Here is a 16,179-nt window from a genome sequence, read left to right on the forward strand (position 1 = left end):
TTAAATTTAAAAGGTAGAAGGGCTTGGGTATAGTACCCAGGCTCTTCTTTTTTATCAAATCCAACATGATTGCTCCATCTAATCGTTGATTGGCTCGTTTCGTTTGCTCAGTCGTTGCCGGGTAAGCTGGCTTGAAACTGGCGATAACCTAAAGTATGAGCATATTTTTCAGTCAATTCCTGATGTTTTGACCATATTCGAAGAAGTTCTTGATCCTTAATGTCATCGAGGTGACTATTAGTTACATCTAAAGAACCTGCTGTTTTAGATACAGATGCTCCTTCGATGCTTTCAATGGTAAAACCGGACTGCTTAAAAAATTGAATCCATTCGGATTCCGTCGGGATGTTGTTCATCCCATAAAACTGGGATAGTTCTTGAAGTTCCGTGCCGGCAAGGGTCGACTCAACGGTCATTTCTAGATCGAGTAAGCGACCGCCAGGTTTCAATACCCTAGCGTATTCGGACAAAGATTTATGGATATCTGTAAAGACGGTAACTGATTCAGCGACGATCAAATCAAAGGCACTGTTTTGCAAAGGAAGTTTTTCTATATCCCCTTGAATTAATTGTACGGTTAATCGCTCTTGGGTAAATCGTCTTCGTGCATTCCGAATCATGAGCGGGTTTAGGTCCAATGCGGTTACAGCGCAACCGTAAGCACGAACGAGGTAGGAAGATGTTAGTCCACTTCCACATCCTGCGTCAAGTACTGTCCAGTTTTGTTGAATTTGTAGCTTTTGCAACAATCTTTTTGTATGAAGAAAGCCTCCAGGATGGGCACCATTTACTCCTAATAAGGCGAGTAAGTCCTGATAAGTCCTTTTTTGCACAGGTAAACCCCCTGTAAATTGTGGTGGTAAATTTATGAGTCCCTTTTATCCAAGAGCTGATTGTCAAACTTATATGCTATGAAGATAGTTTTAACTTGGCCTTATGGTTTACTTCAGTAATCCCAAAGAGAATATAAAATTAAATAGCGTGGGCAGTTTTCACTGCCGCACGCTAAAACAAACTGTCTTACCGTTTAGAAACCTGCGCCAAAACCATAACCAAACCCGGTGCCGAGGATAGCTATGATGATAATCAAAATAGCCAAAGCTACAATGCTATTTCCGATATAACCGCCTGTTCCGCATCCGCATGCACCCATAGTTCATACCTCCTTTTCCAGCATCAAAATTCCTCAGGGATCACCGACGGCACCGAAACCAATAATGGCCGGATAAAAAGCCCCGATAACGATGAGGGCAATTACGAGTCCAGCAACGGTTCCAAAACCTCCACCAAAGAATCCGCCAGCATAACCATTAGCCATTTTCTTTACCTCCTCTCTAAGAACTAGGTATTGGAATATATTCCCTAATCTCATTTTACGTAAAGCTTATCAAAGTTGTGATTGTCCACAATAAGGAGGATGGTGAATAATCACAGTTCAACACCTCATCTTCGCATTATAGAAATGGAACTAATTACCATATAAATTATTGGGGCTTTTATTAGGAGGGGATGGAATGTATAGCACGATCAGTCCAGTCGCCATCGAACAGTGTCACCTCATTGCGGAAGAAATTGTAGATTGCGTCTTCAGAATGGAAGATATGTCAATGGGACGATTCACCGAGTCACTCCGAGAGGGGTTTATCTCCGTGGAATTGACCCGCCAGGGATAGGATACGGTGCTTACGGAGGCTATCCAGGTTATTGGTTTTTCCCCTTTTGGGCAATAACTTGGTTAGCCCTCGCGGCGGCTTTATGGTGGTAAGTAGAGAAGCGTCCGGCTTTACAAGGCCGACGCTTCTTTTTTGAAGATTCCATTAGCTTTATTACCGGGCTAGCTCCGTTCCTAGAGCCCTGCGCTTACGGTAGGAAAGGGACAAAAAAAGCTCAGGATGACCGATCCTGAACTAAAGCAAATTAAAAATTAAGTTAGACCGTGCCCTTTTCTATCGAGAGAGCCCAACACTAATAAGCACCGAAACCAAATCCAAAACCTGTGCCGAGAATAGCAATAATAATGATTAAAATGGCTAAAGCGACGATGCTATTGCCGATATAACCGCCACCGGTGGTTACGCATGCACCCATGTTAGGTACCTCCTTTCTAGCACGATTTGCTTTAGAAAATTAAACCGTATAACCAACACCAATAATGGCCGGGAAGAAAGCTCCGATGACAATGAGGGCAATAACTAAACCGACGACTGTGGCGAAGCCGACGTTGCCAAATACTGCACCACCGCAAGACATAAAAAGCACCCCTTTCTTCAAAACGTTAAGAGGTAACTGACCTCAATACCACTATATGGAAATATCCCTCGTGGTGATAATCAAAAAAACCGCAAAGACATATTTCACGATGCTCAAACTCTTAAACCAAATCGTAATCCCTACAGGATATCTATCTTCGTGATGCTTTTTTGATATAGTTACAAATTCCTACAAAATACTCTGGCATGATGGAAGAATATGGAATCGAAAATCGGGATTAGAGTAGGGCGATAATTGCGTTTGAGTTCAATAACAAGGAGGAAATAAATCCCTGTTATCGAAAAATATATTATAAAACACACCTGAGGTGAACTATGCAACGAAAACGTCTAGGCCAGTGGGGAGAAGAGACGGCACAAAACTTTCTTCTCGAAAAAGGATGGCACCTCCTCGCTAAAAATTATCGCACCCCTTTTGGTGAGATTGATTTGATATTTCGTGACCGGCAATGGATCGTTTTTGTGGAAGTTCGTGCACGTTCCACCTTGCTTATGGGACGAGCTGAAGAGACGATCGATTATCGTAAACGAAAACGGCTGCTTACGACGGCCTCTCATTTTCTATCGAGCTACTCTGGCCCAAGGCTTAGCCCTCGCTTTGATTTAATCGGCATCCTTCGACATGATGAAATCAACTATGAATTAAACCATATCTGTGGCATTTTTACCCCCTGAAACGTCTCGGTGTAAAAAAAGATGCGAAATAAAAGGAAATTAGAGGAAAAACGTTGCGGTCGTCGAAAAGGTACCAGGAAATAAAAGGTATGTCATGCTGTGTGACGGCTGGAGGGGTACATAGAGTATGTTGGCCCGGATACATAGTGTCGTTTTGGAAGGGTTGACGGCAAAAACGATTGAAGTCGAAGTGGATGTTTCCAACGGACTGCCGGCCTTTGACATGGTAGGACTGCCGGCGACGGCAGTCCGGGAGGCGCGGGAACGAGTCCGCTCAGCTATTCGTAACAGCGGATACGATTTTCCGCTTCGCCGAATCACCGTAAATCTTGCCCCGGCTGATGTTCGGAAGGAAGGATCAGGGCTCGACATCCCCATCGCCCTTGGAATATTAGCAGCTACAGGTCAAGTAACCGGTTGCCTTGAAAGCTGGTTTTTCGTCGGTGAATTGGCTTTAGATGGTTCCATTCGGCCTGTCAGCGGTATCTTAGCCATGGTTTGGGGGTTGGCCCACAGCACGAGAGAAACGGAACATATGAAGTTTTTGGTACCTGAAGCGAATAAGGCGGAAGCGTCGCGCATACAGGGAATTAAAGTGTATGGTGCAACGAACTTAACCTCGGTCGTTGAGATGTTAAACCATGGCTTTAGGGAAGACCCTATTCTCCATACTCGATGGGAAGGTGAAGTTCAGCCCGATTTTGGCGACACCATTGATCTATCTGTGATCAAAGGGCAAAGGTCGGCTAAGCGGGCGATGGAGATTAGCGCTGCCGGCGGTCATAATCTCGTCTTTATCGGGCCGCCAGGGACAGGGAAAACTATGTTGGCCCGCAGTATGCCCGGCATCCTCCCGCCTATGACAGAAACAGAATCACTGGAGACGACGATGATTTATTCTGTTGCCGGCGCATTGCCCGACAGAGTGACTTGGCTAACGCGGCGTCCTTTTCGAACACCCCACCATCATACGACTTTATCGGCGCTAATCGGTGGGGGAAGGCCGCCTCGTCCCGGAGAAATTACTTTGGCCCACAACGGCGTACTTTTCATGGATGAATGGCCTGAATTCTCTAGAGATGTTTTGGAAGCTTTTCGGCAACCATTAGAAGACGGGAAAGTAACGATAGCCCGTCTCGGAGGGTCCGTTACATATCCTTCGCGAATGATTTTGATCTGTTCTAGTAACCCTTGTCCGTGCATGGAGTAACCCTGGAGAAAATGAACTGAGTGGTAACCGTAGCTTGAGGACGGTTATTTTTTGTTTCCGTTTTCACTTCGACCCGGTCGACTATTGTTTTTACGATTTCGCGCCGTGCTTCAAATGTATCGGCGTTCTTTAATTTTTCACGGAGACTCAAGAGTAAAGCTTCTGCGGTATCAAACTTCGAGAACATGGTGTCTTCGGCGGTTATCAGCTTGTCCAGTTCCTTCAAACGCTGACGTAGCCGTTCGGTCTCTTGAGTAATCTTCGTAAACTGCTGCTCCACATCGGCCGCACTGATGATGTTCCTCCGGAATAGGTCGAGGATCGGTTGCTTCTCTGTTTCTTTGGTAGAGATGGCTTGCTCAATGGCAGTCCTCTCTGAAATGTAATTTGCCTTTTCTGATTTCCGATTCTCCATCGTTGTGGAGATTTCGGACAAGGCACTATCGGGGTCATTAATGAACCGAACGCATTCATTCCATACTTGTTCCTCGATATCCACGGCAGGGAGGTTCTTCGAAGGACATTTTCCGTTAAATTTACCTCTATAAGTCGTCTTACCATTGCACACGTAATAGGGCTTCAGTGCCCCTCCTGGGCCTTTGAAAGCACCCCCGCAATAGTTGAGGCCACAAATGCTACACTTAATCAAACCTCGAAGAAGGTACTCACGTTTCCTGCTTCGGAATGCCTCAATGAAATTATTCTGCATTGCTTTCTGGGCGGCTTCCCAGAGTTCTTCCGTTACAATGGATGGGACTTTTCGGGTGATGATTTCTCGATCCTTTTTGGTCCGTTTACCGTACTGGTGGACACCTTTGTACGTGGTGTTAACGATCATGTTCCGGACCCGACCGGGAGTCCATTGACCGGTTGTAGCTACTTTTCTTTTTCCAGAAGTGACCATTCGCCCGTCTTTGGTGTAGGAGGTTGGGATCCGTAATGCATTAAGATAGTCAGCGACTTTAATTGTTGAGAGCCCTTGGGTACCAATCAGGTGGTACATCATCCTGATCACGTCGGCTTCGCTCATGTCGTGGCCGGGAAGAGGGTCCTTGTTGACCTCCAAATATCCGTCGACAACTCGATAACCGTAAGCAACAATACCACCGAGCCAGCGTCCTTCTCGGGCGGCCCGGTTGGCTCCATGCCATAAGCGGGTGACAATCGTATCCCGTTCTAAGTCGGCTACGCCGGCAAGAATGGTAAGGAGGAAGCGCCCGGATGGATCCCCGGTGTCAAAGGGTTCGGTCATGGACTTAACGACGACGCCGGCTTGCTCGAGGTCATAGACGGCATTCAGGATGATTCGGGCGCTGCGGCCAAGACGGTCGAGCTTGTACACCAGGAGGATATCAAATTGTTTCTCTCTGAGGTCTTCAACGAGTTTTGCGCCTTCAGGACGCTGTTCCAAGGGAATAGTGCCGGAGATACCATCATCGATGTACCATTTGGTGATGGTATGTTGGTGAAGGTCGCAGTATTTATTGGCGAATTCTATTTGGTTTTGGACGGTACCGCGATCGGCCTGGTCATCGGTGGAGACACGGCAATAGATAGCTACACGCATTCAAGTTCACCCCTTCAAGAATAAGGTAACAAAAAACACCTGTTCGGTACAGGTGTGATTCACTTGAGGATGATTTCTTAGAAAATTGCTTTTACGAATAGCCATTGTAATAATTCTATTTTGCTGTATTAGTTATATTCATGACGCAAAGATATGTAAAGAACTAGCATTGTGCGAACGGCCCACTTAAGAACATCGTCTTCGCTTTCGAAGTCGCAAGCATTTTTTTCGAAATACAAACGAATGTGGTTTTGTCCGGTTCCCCAATTAGATTCTATGAGTAACTTCTCGTCGGCTAAGCATTCGAGGATAGGTTTATATCGATTTAAAATTCGATGAGATAGTTCTTCGTTCGCTTCACGTTTGCTCTTTTCAAAATGAATCTCGGTTCCAAAAGACCTCTTATTATGGTGGAATCCCCATTCGAAATGAATCCCAGGTTCGTTTGTCGGAATCTTATACCACGATTCATTTTTCGGCTCACGGAGAGGGACCTTGATGAGAGGCTGAAATAAGCTAATTAGCTTAGTGTAAAAATCAATGTTAGATAGTTCGCTAATTTTATCCATATTACACCACCTAACTCTTTTGGACGATAGCATTTAGCCAGTGTTCGCTCTGGCGGTCCTGACGAACATCGGTCGTCTTCCATGTGGTTAATACTTGCAGCGGTGATATATTTTTTATCTGTTTACGAAGTGAATCTTCATCCATCGAATTAAAGAAACGACCGTTTTTCATTTCTTCGGAATCACCGTACTTGAACGAAGCATATAACACCCCGCTGGGTTTAAGAGCCATGGCAAGCTTCAGTAGAACCGTAGATAGTTCCTGGCGGGGGACATGAAGAAGAGATGCACATGCCCAGATCCCATCAAACTCTTCTTCAAACTCAATCTCGTCAAATCGAATTAGTTTAACGTCCATCCCAGTTAAAGCAGAGCTCATTTTTACAAGGGTAGGGGAGGCATCGATCGCGGTTACCTGATATCCCTTGTTCATGAAATACAGGCTATCCCGACCAGAACCGGATCCGGCATCGAGGATGCTACCGCCGGGTGGAATCAAATCAAGAAACGGTCGATAGTTTTCCTCCATATTCACCCCAACCGTGGTCCGGAAGAACTCATCGCCGTTTTTCTCGTAATAGTCAATAGTTTGCTTCCAATAGGTCATTAAAAGGCTGCCTCCGCAACTTCGGTAGTTTCCCATGTAGAAATCAATGAGTATCGAGCCCGATTGTACTGGTTTTGAAGGAACTGATTTCGCTGAACCTCTGAAGCACCCGTTTGCATCATGATGGTTTCTCTGAGTGGATGATGGCTGTTCACGAAGAAGTTATTACGCCTGTGGAGTCGCTCCACATATTTGAGCGCCGGTACCTTGGCAAACTTACCTTCATCCAGCCGGTTGCAGTTCTTACAAGACAGGACCAGATTCCATACGCCATCATAGTTAACGTCATTGTACCAAGCGAATAGCTTCCACGGGAAGAAGTGGTCTACATCACAAAGGTTTTCTGTTCCGGGGATAACCGATATATCAGAAAAACAGTAAAAGCACTTTCCTTTTTGGTATCCATTGAGGGCATCCCTGGATGATGTGATATCGACCCGCCTGAGGCTGTTCCGAATGAATAGAAGTTCTTGATCCGAATCATGGTGGACCTCAAGCAATCGTGTACTGAGATCATTTGCCCAGGCAGTTTCTACAAGGCGCCAGCGAGCTTCTGCTTCCATAGGCAGATTCTCGAACTGTGCGGTCTCCTTGAGTCTGTAGAGTTCATCTGTTAAGATGATTCCTTTTCTGCGACTCTCCTTTTGAACTTCGAAGAATTTCGTGGCCACCGACGCTTGGTTTACGATGTGAAAGGCGTCCAGGACGTTATTAAATCCCAAAGAGGCGGTCGTTAGAATCAGTTGGTCTTGAGAAACTTCTCCATTTATAAATCCTCGGCAAGCATCAAGAAAGCGTCCGCCCTTTGCTGTTCCTTGTTTTTCAGTATGCCTTAAGTGTTCAATTAAATGCTTTGAAAAAGGAAAAGCCAACTCATCCAGACTGATGAATGTCTGCTCCTTTTTGGCCAGTTCCAGTAAAGACTTGGCCAAAGCGAACTTATATGTAGCGCTGTTGCGACCGAAGAGGATGATTGCACGCCAATAAGACTCGGTTGAAGGGTTAAACTCAACAAACTGTGACATTTTACTAATTCCTTCTCGGATTAAGCGGGTTTAAAGAGAATGAGACTTTATTTCTAAGCTTTTGAACGTCGACATCTAAATTAAGAGCGTGCATTTTACGATGGCAATTGGGGCATAAAGCTACAGTATTCTCTATTGAATCGTTTCCGCCCTTCGAAAGCCATATGATATGGTGGACCTCGAGGTAAGGCTTGTTCTTTTTATCAACGAAAGGTGCAGATTGATCACAGAGTTGGCAGATACCACGTGCATTCCTTTTTGCAAGTTCGGCTATAAATTCATCTCGCTCATATACCGTGGTAGATGCCGTTCGCTTTGAGGCTTTACCACTTGAAGATTTAGCCCTAGCGAGCAAATCTTCATCCGATAGTTGTTGTGCGATTTTTTCCCTTGCTTCTTGTATTTTACGGATACTTGATTCCGGAATAGGTTGACTCGCCGATGAATTAACCAGCTTTAGCGGGAAAATCCATACATTACGCAAAACTTTATCTTCACCCAATTGTTCCTGTTGGTAGGGCGTATCAATTAATTTTACGGGTCCCCTGAATGTATACTTTCCCTTTTCGTAGACTTCAAACAGATAAACAGTAACACCATTTGTATTAGAATGATAAAGTGTTTTATTCTGAGCAAAGTCTAAGGATTGGTCGCCGCATTTTCCCATTCCAGTGTAATGAAAAACATCACCAATCCACTGATCTTCATATAATGACTTGGTAGGATCAGAAACAATAACGAGGGTATTCGTTCGTAAAGATCTTCGCATGCCACCTTGGGTACCGCACAAGAACTTTTCGTGAATTTGATTATTTGTTAGTACATCATAAGCGCTGAGACCATGTTCAAATGGCACTGCTACCACCTCTTAATTTTTCAACAAACGGAATATCCGCCGGTGCAAACTCATAATCCTTCAGTTCTTCAATGGGAACCCACTGAACATCATCATGAACCGTGGGTGTCATTTCACCATCTATCCATTTCGTCCAATAGGCGAGCAATTGAATGGTCCCATTTTCGTAGTGATAAATGCTTTCTTCGAAAAACCCACCAACAGCAACCGTAATCCCGAATTCTTCTTGCATTTCGCGTACTAAGCATTGCTCCGGTGTTTCGCCGGGCTCAGTCTTCCCACCGGGGAACTCCCATTTGCCGGCCAAATTTGAGCCGGCTTTTCTTCGTGCAATGAAGATGTGGTCTCCTTGGGTGAGTATTGCGGCGGTTACTTGTTTCATAGATTGGGGCTCCTTTTTAGCGTTTTCTGGTTCTTTTCCGGCTGCGTCCTGAGCCAGATGCCATAGCTGCAGGTACTGCAGTTCCCGAAGGTTTTTTCTAAGGCGCTGGAGTTCCTTTGGATTCTCGGTGATGGTTATCTGCTCTTTTAAGGCGTTGATTTTTTTAAGTGTTTCCATCATTGCCAATTCTAGATCATACATGATTATTATCGCCCCTTTGCACTGCATTACAAAGCCTTGTCCCGGGTAACCTGAAGCTAAGCTTGTAAAGTAAGCGCAGGTGATAATAGCTGGAAGTTAAATACGGACGTGCATTTCCAAACGGAATTATATTAATGACAGAAGAAAAAACGGTCTTCGCGGCCAGAATCGAAGATGGTGAGTATAAAGTTTGGAGTGAACCAACCGAAAAAACCGAGGCCAAGAAGTCCATACTTGATAAGCCGTTCATAAGGGGGGCTGTATTTGGTTTACTTGAATTGTCTATTCGGAAGAAAATACTATTTGGAGTACTAATGTTTATCGATATCTCTATGTTTATTTTCAAGGTTCACGACGATGGATTTAAAGCTAACTCCCTGTTAGGCACAATCTTGGCTGTACTTGTTATGTTGGCAGTCATGGGAACTTATTCCTTGTATGCTAGAGTTGTACCGGTGGGAAAGTACCATGCCGTTGAGCACATGATCTGTAACGCCATAGAAAACGGCGTAGAATTAACGAAGGAAAACTTACGACAACAAAGTCGAGCAAACGATTACTGTGGGACAAACATAGTCACGTTACTTTCATTTTTATCAGTTATACTTTTTTCAGCTGGGTTTACTATCGGGCTGTCCATATTCCTGGCTAGTGCTATTGCCTATGAATTGGCTCAAACGAAGAGCAATTTATACCCGATAAAAAAAGCCAAAGCTATAGGGCGATATGTACAAACGAAATATTACACCGTACCGCCTACCGACGAAGAACTTGAATTAGGCTTACTGGCAGCGAAAGAACTTGTCCGTTGAAACGTTACGGAAGTTGAGAAGAACCGTTTTAGTACTCGACTTCCGTTAACTTTAAGTGATCCTTTGCAAACTCTTTTGGATCCGGACCAAAGTACGTATCCCGCAGGGAAAACACGAATTTCTTATCCGGCGTTACATAACCGGCGTCCCAGGTGGGATCCTCGATAATCCACTTCCCGTTGACATAGACCTCATTCCAAGCGTGATTTGGCTTGGTAGTATCCACCTCGGACCAGGCTTTTCCTTTGAGCCCGTACCCTAACGCCACCCCACTAACGACTTTCACAGGTATCCCTGCAGCCCGATGTAGTGCTGCATTAAGGTTCGCATAACCGGCACATACGGCCGTTCGTTTCTTCAACGTTTCATGAGCCGTATATTCCCGGGAGTTGATGGTTCCGTTAAAAAAGTTCTCGGTGTCATAGGTGATGTTTTTAGCCACCCAGTCATGGATGGCTTTTGTTTTTTGTAAATCTGTCGACAGTCCGTTGGTTATTGAAGCGGCGAGTTGGTCAATTTCCTTGGTATCAGAAACGGCCATTTCTTGATATAGAGTATGTTTAGGACTTTTCCAATACACGATGACAAGAAAAGCGATGACTATAAGGGCGATGATTCGGTCACGATTTTCGGTACGACTAAAAGGCATGGTTCACCTCATAACTTGAAAAAGGAGTATTTGTTGGTATTAAGGAGTTGGTCAGCAAATATTAAAATGATGAAAAGCTTCTTTAATGTATTCAAGCTTATCTGGAGGACAGGGATGAACTCTCTTCTCTGGATCTTTTCTGTTTGGTGAAATAGAGGGTTTTAGGCCACATAGCTCTTTTGCGTGAGCGATCCAACAAGATTTAACCGTAAATCCGTACTTATTGCGAATATACTTTTGAATACGTTCGTATGTTGCCATGTCTATACCTCCCAAAATCTAAAGATTTGAACGGCTTATTACGGCAGTAAAGAGGTTAGTTGTTCCGTAGTCAACCAAGGGCGGCGGCGGTGCAGCATTCTATGGCAATTAGAACATACAACAGCGAGATCATCTAAACTTGTCTCATCGTTTTCCTTCATCTCGGAAATCGGTTTTGTGTGGTGTACTTCGATAAAGTCCTTTCCGATAACTCCATATGTCTTCTCAAAATCGAATGTACAAACCTGGCAGATGAGCTTTTCACCTTCGCGCTTGACCTGTTCTTTTTTCTGATTAACTAGAGTTCGGCTGCGCTCACGTTTTTTATGTAGCCTGTAATAAACCTTTCCTTCGGGGAAGGTTTTTTCTTCTTCATCCTCTTCTTCGGGGGTCGCTTCTATCTCCCATAGCTGCTTTAAAAGCATGGCTTCGGTATCATTAAGCCGGTAGTTTGTTTCATTGCGCATCTTTAGGATTCGGAGGCCTTTCAGGTGCTCGTCCTTTTCAAGGTCAGTTCGACGAATCATCCCGTGGAGTAGACGTACTTCTTTTACTAATAGCTTAGCACCTTGAACTTCATCAGCTTTAGGGGGATCGCTTTCCCAATACTCATTTTCCCAATCATCGATATAACCGGGCCTTTCAATGACGATAGCCCTTGCTACAATTCCTCCGGAGCCTTTTTCATAACCGTCTGCTCTCCAGACGAAAACTTCATCACCGATTTGAATTTCATCAATGAAATGACTCTGGCGAATAGACCATACAATGGTTTTGCGATCTTCGAGGTAATCGTCGATGTTAAAGTATTTCGGGTTCCCTTGAAAGATCCAGGTGGTTGCCTTCCTGGTCTGAAAAAGAGTTAGGCCCACGAGTGACAGTTTATATAAGTCGCCATCTTTTTCGACGACACCCATTTCGGTCAAGTAGTTGATCGCGAACTTGGTTTTGTTCGTGCGGGTGACCTCGCCCCAGTCAGAAGCTTTTCCGATGAGGGGAGCGAATTCCTCCGATAGTGCTTTAAGGGAAATGCCGTCCTTGTGTTTAGCGATGGTTTGAGCCAAGGTCGCGATGGCGTTGAGAGTGCCATTGCTAGATGCGAATCGGTACAGGTGATCCCGCAGTAAGGTGGACTGCTCACTGGTTATGGTCCATTTAACTGGCCCGAAGGCGGCATAGTATTTTTTTCCGAGTTCAGTGAGAGAGAGATTCTGACCGGAAAAGCGCAGTAGCCCGAGGTCCTGAGCGAAGCGAGCGAGATCTCTGAGCCGGGGGCCGGGGTGTTCCACGTTATCGCCTTTCTTGGCTGTTTTGGATATGTTTTCAATGCAGTCAAGGAGGGTAACTGTTTTTCGGCTACCTATAAAGTGAATAAGGCCGTGGGTAAGAGATATTCTATAAATCGTATAGAGGTTTGACTCCATTAGCAATCATCTCCGATTGAATAGTGCATAGCCTATTTTTGAGTAGACATGAAAATAGAAGCTCCGTCTGTTGTTACAACAACCGTGCCATCCTTATCGGTCCGATAAACCGGTACCCCTGCATCCTGTAAGAGCTTTAGAGTCGACTCCGCCGGATGCCCATACTCATTACCGGCTCCAACCGAGATCACCGCATATTTTGGCTTTACGTTGTCAAGGAAACCCTTAGAGGTAGAGTATTGGCTTCCATGATGGCCAACCTTTAGCACATCGGCCGAAACATCGTATCCGTTTGAAAGCATCTGAACCTCAGACAGATTCTCAGCATCACCTGTGAACAGAAAAGACGTCTGTCCGTAGTTTAATTTGAGCACGACACTGGAGTTATTCAGGTCATCCGAATCGCCAATTTCCGGTGCCAGGATGACTTCTTCGGCGCCGGGCACTTCCAACTTCATGCCGGCCTTTGCCACAATAGTTTTAGCGTGATTCTCTTTGACCGCAATCAGAAGATCTTCAAAGGTCCTCGTCGTGGTCACAGCATTGGGCATATAGAACGAATCAACCTGGTACGCCTGAAGCACATCCGGAAGGCCGCCGATGTGATCCTCATGTGGGTGGGTCGCTATGACTGCCTCGAGGTCGTCTACTCCCTGGGCCTTTAAGTAATCAACGACTTTCTGACCGTCCGCACGGTTTCCTCCATCGATGAGGATGTCGTTGTGGTTAGGAAGCTGTATGTAAATCGAGTCTGCTTGGCCCACATCGATAAAGTGGACATAAGCCATTTTGTTGCCCGGTTCGGTAGGTGGCACAGTGACCACTTTATCCGGATGCTTATCAGCGTGTTTTAGGATGCCGAGCTTCCGTCCGGGAGAAAAGATATAAACCGTTCGGGTAGCATCATCCCACTTAACGTCCCCGTTAAACGCCTCTACAACGAATCGAGCGGGGACAACGGTTCGGCCATTAACGATAAGCGGCGCTTGGTCCAATGTGACCGGAGTGCCGTTCTTATATGCGGTTTTTGAGCCCACAGTGAGCAGGATGGTCACACCGTCTTTGGTGGCCGTTACCGATTGGGTAGGCTGATCCCAGGACAGCTGAGCACCGAGGGATTCAAGGATTCTACGCATGGGTACCAGGGTTCGCCCGTTCGCCGTTACCGGTTCTTGGTCATCGAGTTTTACCTTTACGTTGGCTGGTTGCCAAGCTGGAGCGGGTGGGGGAGACGGGGCCTGGTCCCAAGTTTGTGCAGGTTCGGGGGTTGAGGACTCTTGTTCGGTGGGTTGTTCGTTAACTCGTCGAACGCTGCCGTCAGCATTGTGGTAATGGTATTTGCTGGGCTGGAGGCACCATTTTTCGCAGTTGGTTCGGCAGGTGTGGCCGCCATCTGAATCAGTACGGCCAGGGTGGGCAAGAGCGGGTACAGATGTCGTAAGTAGAATGGCCGATAAGACAGTTGAAGTAAGAATAGCCCTTTGTTTTTTCATGTGATCACCTTTCAAAAAATATCACCAAAAAAATAAAAAAAGGTTTCCTACTAATGTTACTGGTTGAGCACGAGACGATATCGCAAAGAGAGTTCCTTTACTAGAATCGAACTTAGATACATAGTTACGAAGTAAGGAAGATTATTCGGTTATTTTTAGATTTATCTGGCCCGAAGGCGGCATAGTATTTCTTTCTAAGGTCAGTAAGGAGAGCTTGTAGCCAGAAAAAGCGCAGCAGCCCGAGTTCCTGGGCAAAGCGAGTAAGCGTTCTCAGTCGGGCGCCGAGGTGCTCCGAGTTGTCACCTGTCTTAGCGTTAGCTCGATGTTATCGTTGCAGTCTCGGAGGGAAGCCGCTTTTCGGCCGCCTACAAAGTGGATAAGGCCGTAGGTAAGGAAAATTGGCAAATAGTGTAGATTTGTGATTTCGACATTTGTAAATTAAATCCAATATAAAATTCAGCAAATGAATTAATGGGTGGGTGTGAATTATCATAGTGGTTGGGTTGTTGTAAATACAAAACCAGATAGGTTATTAAAAAAAGATTGGACCTAATTATCTATAAAAAAGAGAGGAAATGAAATCTTATAGCCATATAGCTCTGCTGTTTCAATTCCGACTTCATACTTTCCGTCAACAATAAATTTTTTATTAATAAAATAGTCGTGTATGAACATTAACCCGTTATTTAATAATAACTCGGAATTTAATAATAAATAATATGGAAAAAAAGCTATATTTTTTGTATTAAGATTTTCATATAAGGAATTTGTACCAACATATGATTTTTCACATATGCCCTTCAGGACGTATTTTACATTGATTTTTTCTCCGAAAATTGATTCAAGGATGGAAGTATCTCTTATGAATGATTCCTGTCGGATTAATTGACTTACAGCACCTTTTTCTTTATATAAAATTGATTTTTCCACCGAGTCTTGACGGACTAATTCTAACGTGCCTGTTGGAGAAAGGTGATCTTTTGCCTCAACAATGAGTAGTGATTCTTCCGTTTTATCAAATATTAAAACGTCTATTTGAACAGAAGTTCCTTTATAAGGATAATGCTGCTTTGGGGTAACTACCATATAACGTCTAAATTTACAGAAAAGATGCGCTAGATTATTACACATTAATGGCTCTATTACATTAGTATGATAAGAGTCATAAACGGGATATTTAATCTTCCATGTTTTTTCTAGTACAACTTCACTGTTAATACTACTCATTAGACTAGGAGCAGTATAAATATAATCATCAGTTGATAGAAAGAGAGGCGTTCTTTGAAAATTAGTGTATGCATTATTTTCTGATGCATTATAAGTAATATCATTAATTACACAAGAGACAATACTCGGATGAATCCCGGTAATTAAAGAGCAATGATTTACCAAATCCGATTTAAAGAAGTATATTAGTAACAAATTTTTATTATTATATTTTTGTAGTAAGCACTGAAAAGTTAAATATAACCATACTTTTTGAAAGTCCAATACTGCATATAATCCGTTGCTTAATTCTAAGTCAAACCATATATATGTTTCTAAAAAATACCCAAGTAATTCATTAAATAATTGTTTTTCATACGTTTCAATGCTCTTTATTAAATAAATATTACTTCTTTTTTTTACTAAATCAAATAATTTCTTTTCAAACCGTTGTTTGCAACGTTTTGCAGCGTTTGTTATAGTTAATTTTTCGGGGTTATTTGAATACCAAGACTCCAACTTGTAATTGTCTATTTGTAAATTTGTATGATTAAAGATTAACGTATTTTCTGAATCAAAATTACATGTATACCTATCTTTTTTAAAAGCTTGGAAACATGTAGAGAAATGTGAATATTTGCATATTTCCGTTAGGTAATTATTCATTTCTGTGCCGATTTTGAATTGAGATCTAAAATCTTTTTGTAATTTAGATAGGTCGGCTTTTTTTGAATAATAAGAAATCAATATATTTATTGCTGTATCTGTTGTGTTGATAGATTGACTAGATAACTTAATAAAAGTATTATTAATATCTCTAATAAGTTGATAAGTGATTAAAAGATAAGGTATCAATAGATCTCCATATATTAACAAATCTTTTTGTATATTATCTTTAATACTATTATCTATAAAAGATAATTTCTGATAAATTAGGTTTTTGGAAGTGTCAGAGGTCATTTTTGAATCGAC

Annotated in this window: 20 protein-coding genes; 4 read left to right on the plus strand and 16 right to left on the minus strand. The window is 43.6% G+C overall.

The genetic code is table 11. The annotated features are described in order from the left end of the window. Positions 1 to 107: 107 nt before the first annotated feature. The 3 genes from GJ688_RS01750 to GJ688_RS20905 all read right to left on the minus strand — a co-directional run bounded on the left by GJ688_RS01750 (position 108) and on the right by GJ688_RS20905 (position 1,318). The gene (locus tag GJ688_RS01750) at positions 108 to 833 is read right to left on the minus strand and encodes a class I SAM-dependent methyltransferase (RefSeq protein WP_155474784.1); all 726 of its coding nucleotides are present in this window, start codon (positions 831 to 833) and stop codon (positions 108 to 110) included. A gap of 194 nt (positions 834 to 1,027) precedes the next feature. Then, positions 1,028 to 1,153, minus strand: a complete 126-nt coding sequence (locus GJ688_RS20900; protein ID WP_268891997.1) for a hypothetical protein — start codon at positions 1,151 to 1,153, stop codon at positions 1,028 to 1,030. Between the two features lie 33 nt (positions 1,154 to 1,186). After that, positions 1,187 to 1,318: a hypothetical protein gene (locus tag GJ688_RS20905; RefSeq protein WP_268891999.1), complete on the minus strand. Its 132-nt coding sequence runs from the start codon at positions 1,316 to 1,318 to the stop codon at positions 1,187 to 1,189. A 196-nt stretch (positions 1,319 to 1,514) separates the two neighbouring features. On the opposite strand from GJ688_RS20905, the gene GJ688_RS01755 reads away from it, so the two are divergent. After that, positions 1,515 to 1,673 (plus strand): hypothetical protein, encoded by a 159-nt coding sequence (locus GJ688_RS01755; RefSeq protein ID WP_155474785.1) that lies wholly within the window; start codon positions 1,515 to 1,517, stop codon positions 1,671 to 1,673. Positions 1,674 to 1,965: 292 nt separating this feature from the next. Here GJ688_RS01755 and GJ688_RS20910 read toward each other — a convergent pair whose 3' ends face one another. Then, positions 1,966 to 2,088, minus strand: a complete 123-nt coding sequence (locus tag GJ688_RS20910) for a hypothetical protein (RefSeq protein WP_268892000.1) — start codon at positions 2,086 to 2,088, stop codon at positions 1,966 to 1,968. 39 nt (positions 2,089 to 2,127) lie between these two features. Further along, positions 2,128 to 2,250, minus strand: coding sequence for a hypothetical protein (locus GJ688_RS20915; protein WP_268892001.1), 123 nt, complete (start codon positions 2,248 to 2,250; stop codon positions 2,128 to 2,130). A gap of 335 nt (positions 2,251 to 2,585) precedes the next feature. Here GJ688_RS20915 and GJ688_RS01760 point away from each other — a divergent pair, with 335 nt between their 5' ends. Together GJ688_RS01760 and GJ688_RS01765 are read left to right on the plus strand one after the other, a co-directional pair. Continuing rightward, positions 2,586 to 2,945 (plus strand): YraN family protein, encoded by a 360-nt coding sequence (locus GJ688_RS01760; protein ID WP_155474786.1) that lies wholly within the window; start codon positions 2,586 to 2,588, stop codon positions 2,943 to 2,945. Between the two features lie 127 nt (positions 2,946 to 3,072). Further along, positions 3,073 to 4,155, plus strand: coding sequence for a YifB family Mg chelatase-like AAA ATPase (locus GJ688_RS01765; RefSeq protein ID WP_155474787.1), 1,083 nt, complete (start codon positions 3,073 to 3,075; stop codon positions 4,153 to 4,155). On the opposite strand, the gene GJ688_RS01770 is transcribed toward GJ688_RS01765, so the two are convergent. From GJ688_RS01770 to mutT, 6 genes are all read right to left on the minus strand, one after another. After that, on the minus strand, positions 4,127 to 5,722 hold the full coding sequence (locus GJ688_RS01770; RefSeq protein ID WP_155474788.1) for a recombinase family protein: 1,596 nt from the start codon (positions 5,720 to 5,722) through the stop codon (positions 4,127 to 4,129). The two genes, GJ688_RS01765 and GJ688_RS01770, sit on opposite strands and share 29 nt — an antisense overlap. Positions 5,723 to 5,850: 128 nt before the next feature. Next, positions 5,851 to 6,291: a DUF4268 domain-containing protein gene (locus GJ688_RS01775; protein ID WP_170291561.1), complete on the minus strand. Its 441-nt coding sequence runs from the start codon at positions 6,289 to 6,291 to the stop codon at positions 5,851 to 5,853. 10 nt (positions 6,292 to 6,301) lie between these two features. Next, positions 6,302 to 6,898 (minus strand): class I SAM-dependent methyltransferase, encoded by a 597-nt coding sequence (locus tag GJ688_RS01780; protein ID WP_155474790.1) that lies wholly within the window; start codon positions 6,896 to 6,898, stop codon positions 6,302 to 6,304. Then, positions 6,898 to 7,923, minus strand: a complete 1,026-nt coding sequence (locus GJ688_RS01785) for an HNH endonuclease family protein (RefSeq protein WP_155474791.1) — start codon at positions 7,921 to 7,923, stop codon at positions 6,898 to 6,900. The genes GJ688_RS01780 and GJ688_RS01785 overlap by 1 nt, the downstream gene beginning before the upstream one ends. Before the next feature lie 4 nt (positions 7,924 to 7,927). Then, positions 7,928 to 8,779, minus strand: coding sequence for an HNH endonuclease (locus tag GJ688_RS01790; RefSeq protein ID WP_328597287.1), 852 nt, complete (start codon positions 8,777 to 8,779; stop codon positions 7,928 to 7,930). Next, complete coding sequence (gene mutT / locus GJ688_RS01795) at positions 8,769 to 9,362, minus strand: 8-oxo-dGTP diphosphatase MutT (protein WP_328597288.1); 594 nt, start codon at positions 9,360 to 9,362, stop codon at positions 8,769 to 8,771. Before mutT ends, GJ688_RS01790 begins: the two co-directional genes overlap by 11 nt. Before the next feature lie 134 nt (positions 9,363 to 9,496). On the opposite strand from mutT, the gene GJ688_RS01800 reads away from it, so the two are divergent. Further along, positions 9,497 to 10,174 carry a DUF1385 domain-containing protein gene (locus GJ688_RS01800; protein WP_155474792.1) on the plus strand — a complete coding sequence of 226 codons (678 nt, stop codon included), beginning with the start codon at positions 9,497 to 9,499 and terminating at the stop codon, positions 10,172 to 10,174. 28 nt (positions 10,175 to 10,202) lie between these two features. On the opposite strand, the gene GJ688_RS01805 is transcribed toward GJ688_RS01800, so the two are convergent. The 5 genes from GJ688_RS01805 to GJ688_RS01825 all read right to left on the minus strand — a co-directional run bounded on the left by GJ688_RS01805 (position 10,203) and on the right by GJ688_RS01825 (position 16,167). Beyond that, positions 10,203 to 10,823, minus strand: a complete 621-nt coding sequence (locus GJ688_RS01805) for a transglutaminase domain-containing protein (protein ID WP_155474793.1) — start codon at positions 10,821 to 10,823, stop codon at positions 10,203 to 10,205. A 51-nt stretch (positions 10,824 to 10,874) separates the two neighbouring features. Next, the gene (locus tag GJ688_RS01810; protein ID WP_155474794.1) at positions 10,875 to 11,084 is read right to left on the minus strand and encodes a hypothetical protein; all 210 of its coding nucleotides are present in this window, start codon (positions 11,082 to 11,084) and stop codon (positions 10,875 to 10,877) included. A gap of 38 nt (positions 11,085 to 11,122) precedes the next feature. Further along, positions 11,123 to 12,373 carry an EVE domain-containing protein gene (locus GJ688_RS01815; RefSeq protein ID WP_170291562.1) on the minus strand — a complete coding sequence of 417 codons (1,251 nt, stop codon included), beginning with the start codon at positions 12,371 to 12,373 and terminating at the stop codon, positions 11,123 to 11,125. Positions 12,374 to 12,540: 167 nt separating this feature from the next. Beyond that, positions 12,541 to 14,001, minus strand: a complete 1,461-nt coding sequence (locus GJ688_RS01820) for a stalk domain-containing protein (RefSeq protein ID WP_155474796.1) — start codon at positions 13,999 to 14,001, stop codon at positions 12,541 to 12,543. Positions 14,002 to 14,550: 549 nt separating this feature from the next. After that, positions 14,551 to 16,167 (minus strand): hypothetical protein, encoded by a 1,617-nt coding sequence (locus tag GJ688_RS01825; protein WP_170291563.1) that lies wholly within the window; start codon positions 16,165 to 16,167, stop codon positions 14,551 to 14,553. Positions 16,168 to 16,179 lie beyond the last annotated feature (12 nt).

The sequence above is a fragment of the Heliobacterium mobile genome, assembly GCF_009720735.1.
GTDB classification, from domain to species: Bacteria; Bacillota; Desulfitobacteriia; order Heliobacteriales; family Heliobacteriaceae; genus Heliobacterium; species Heliobacterium mobile.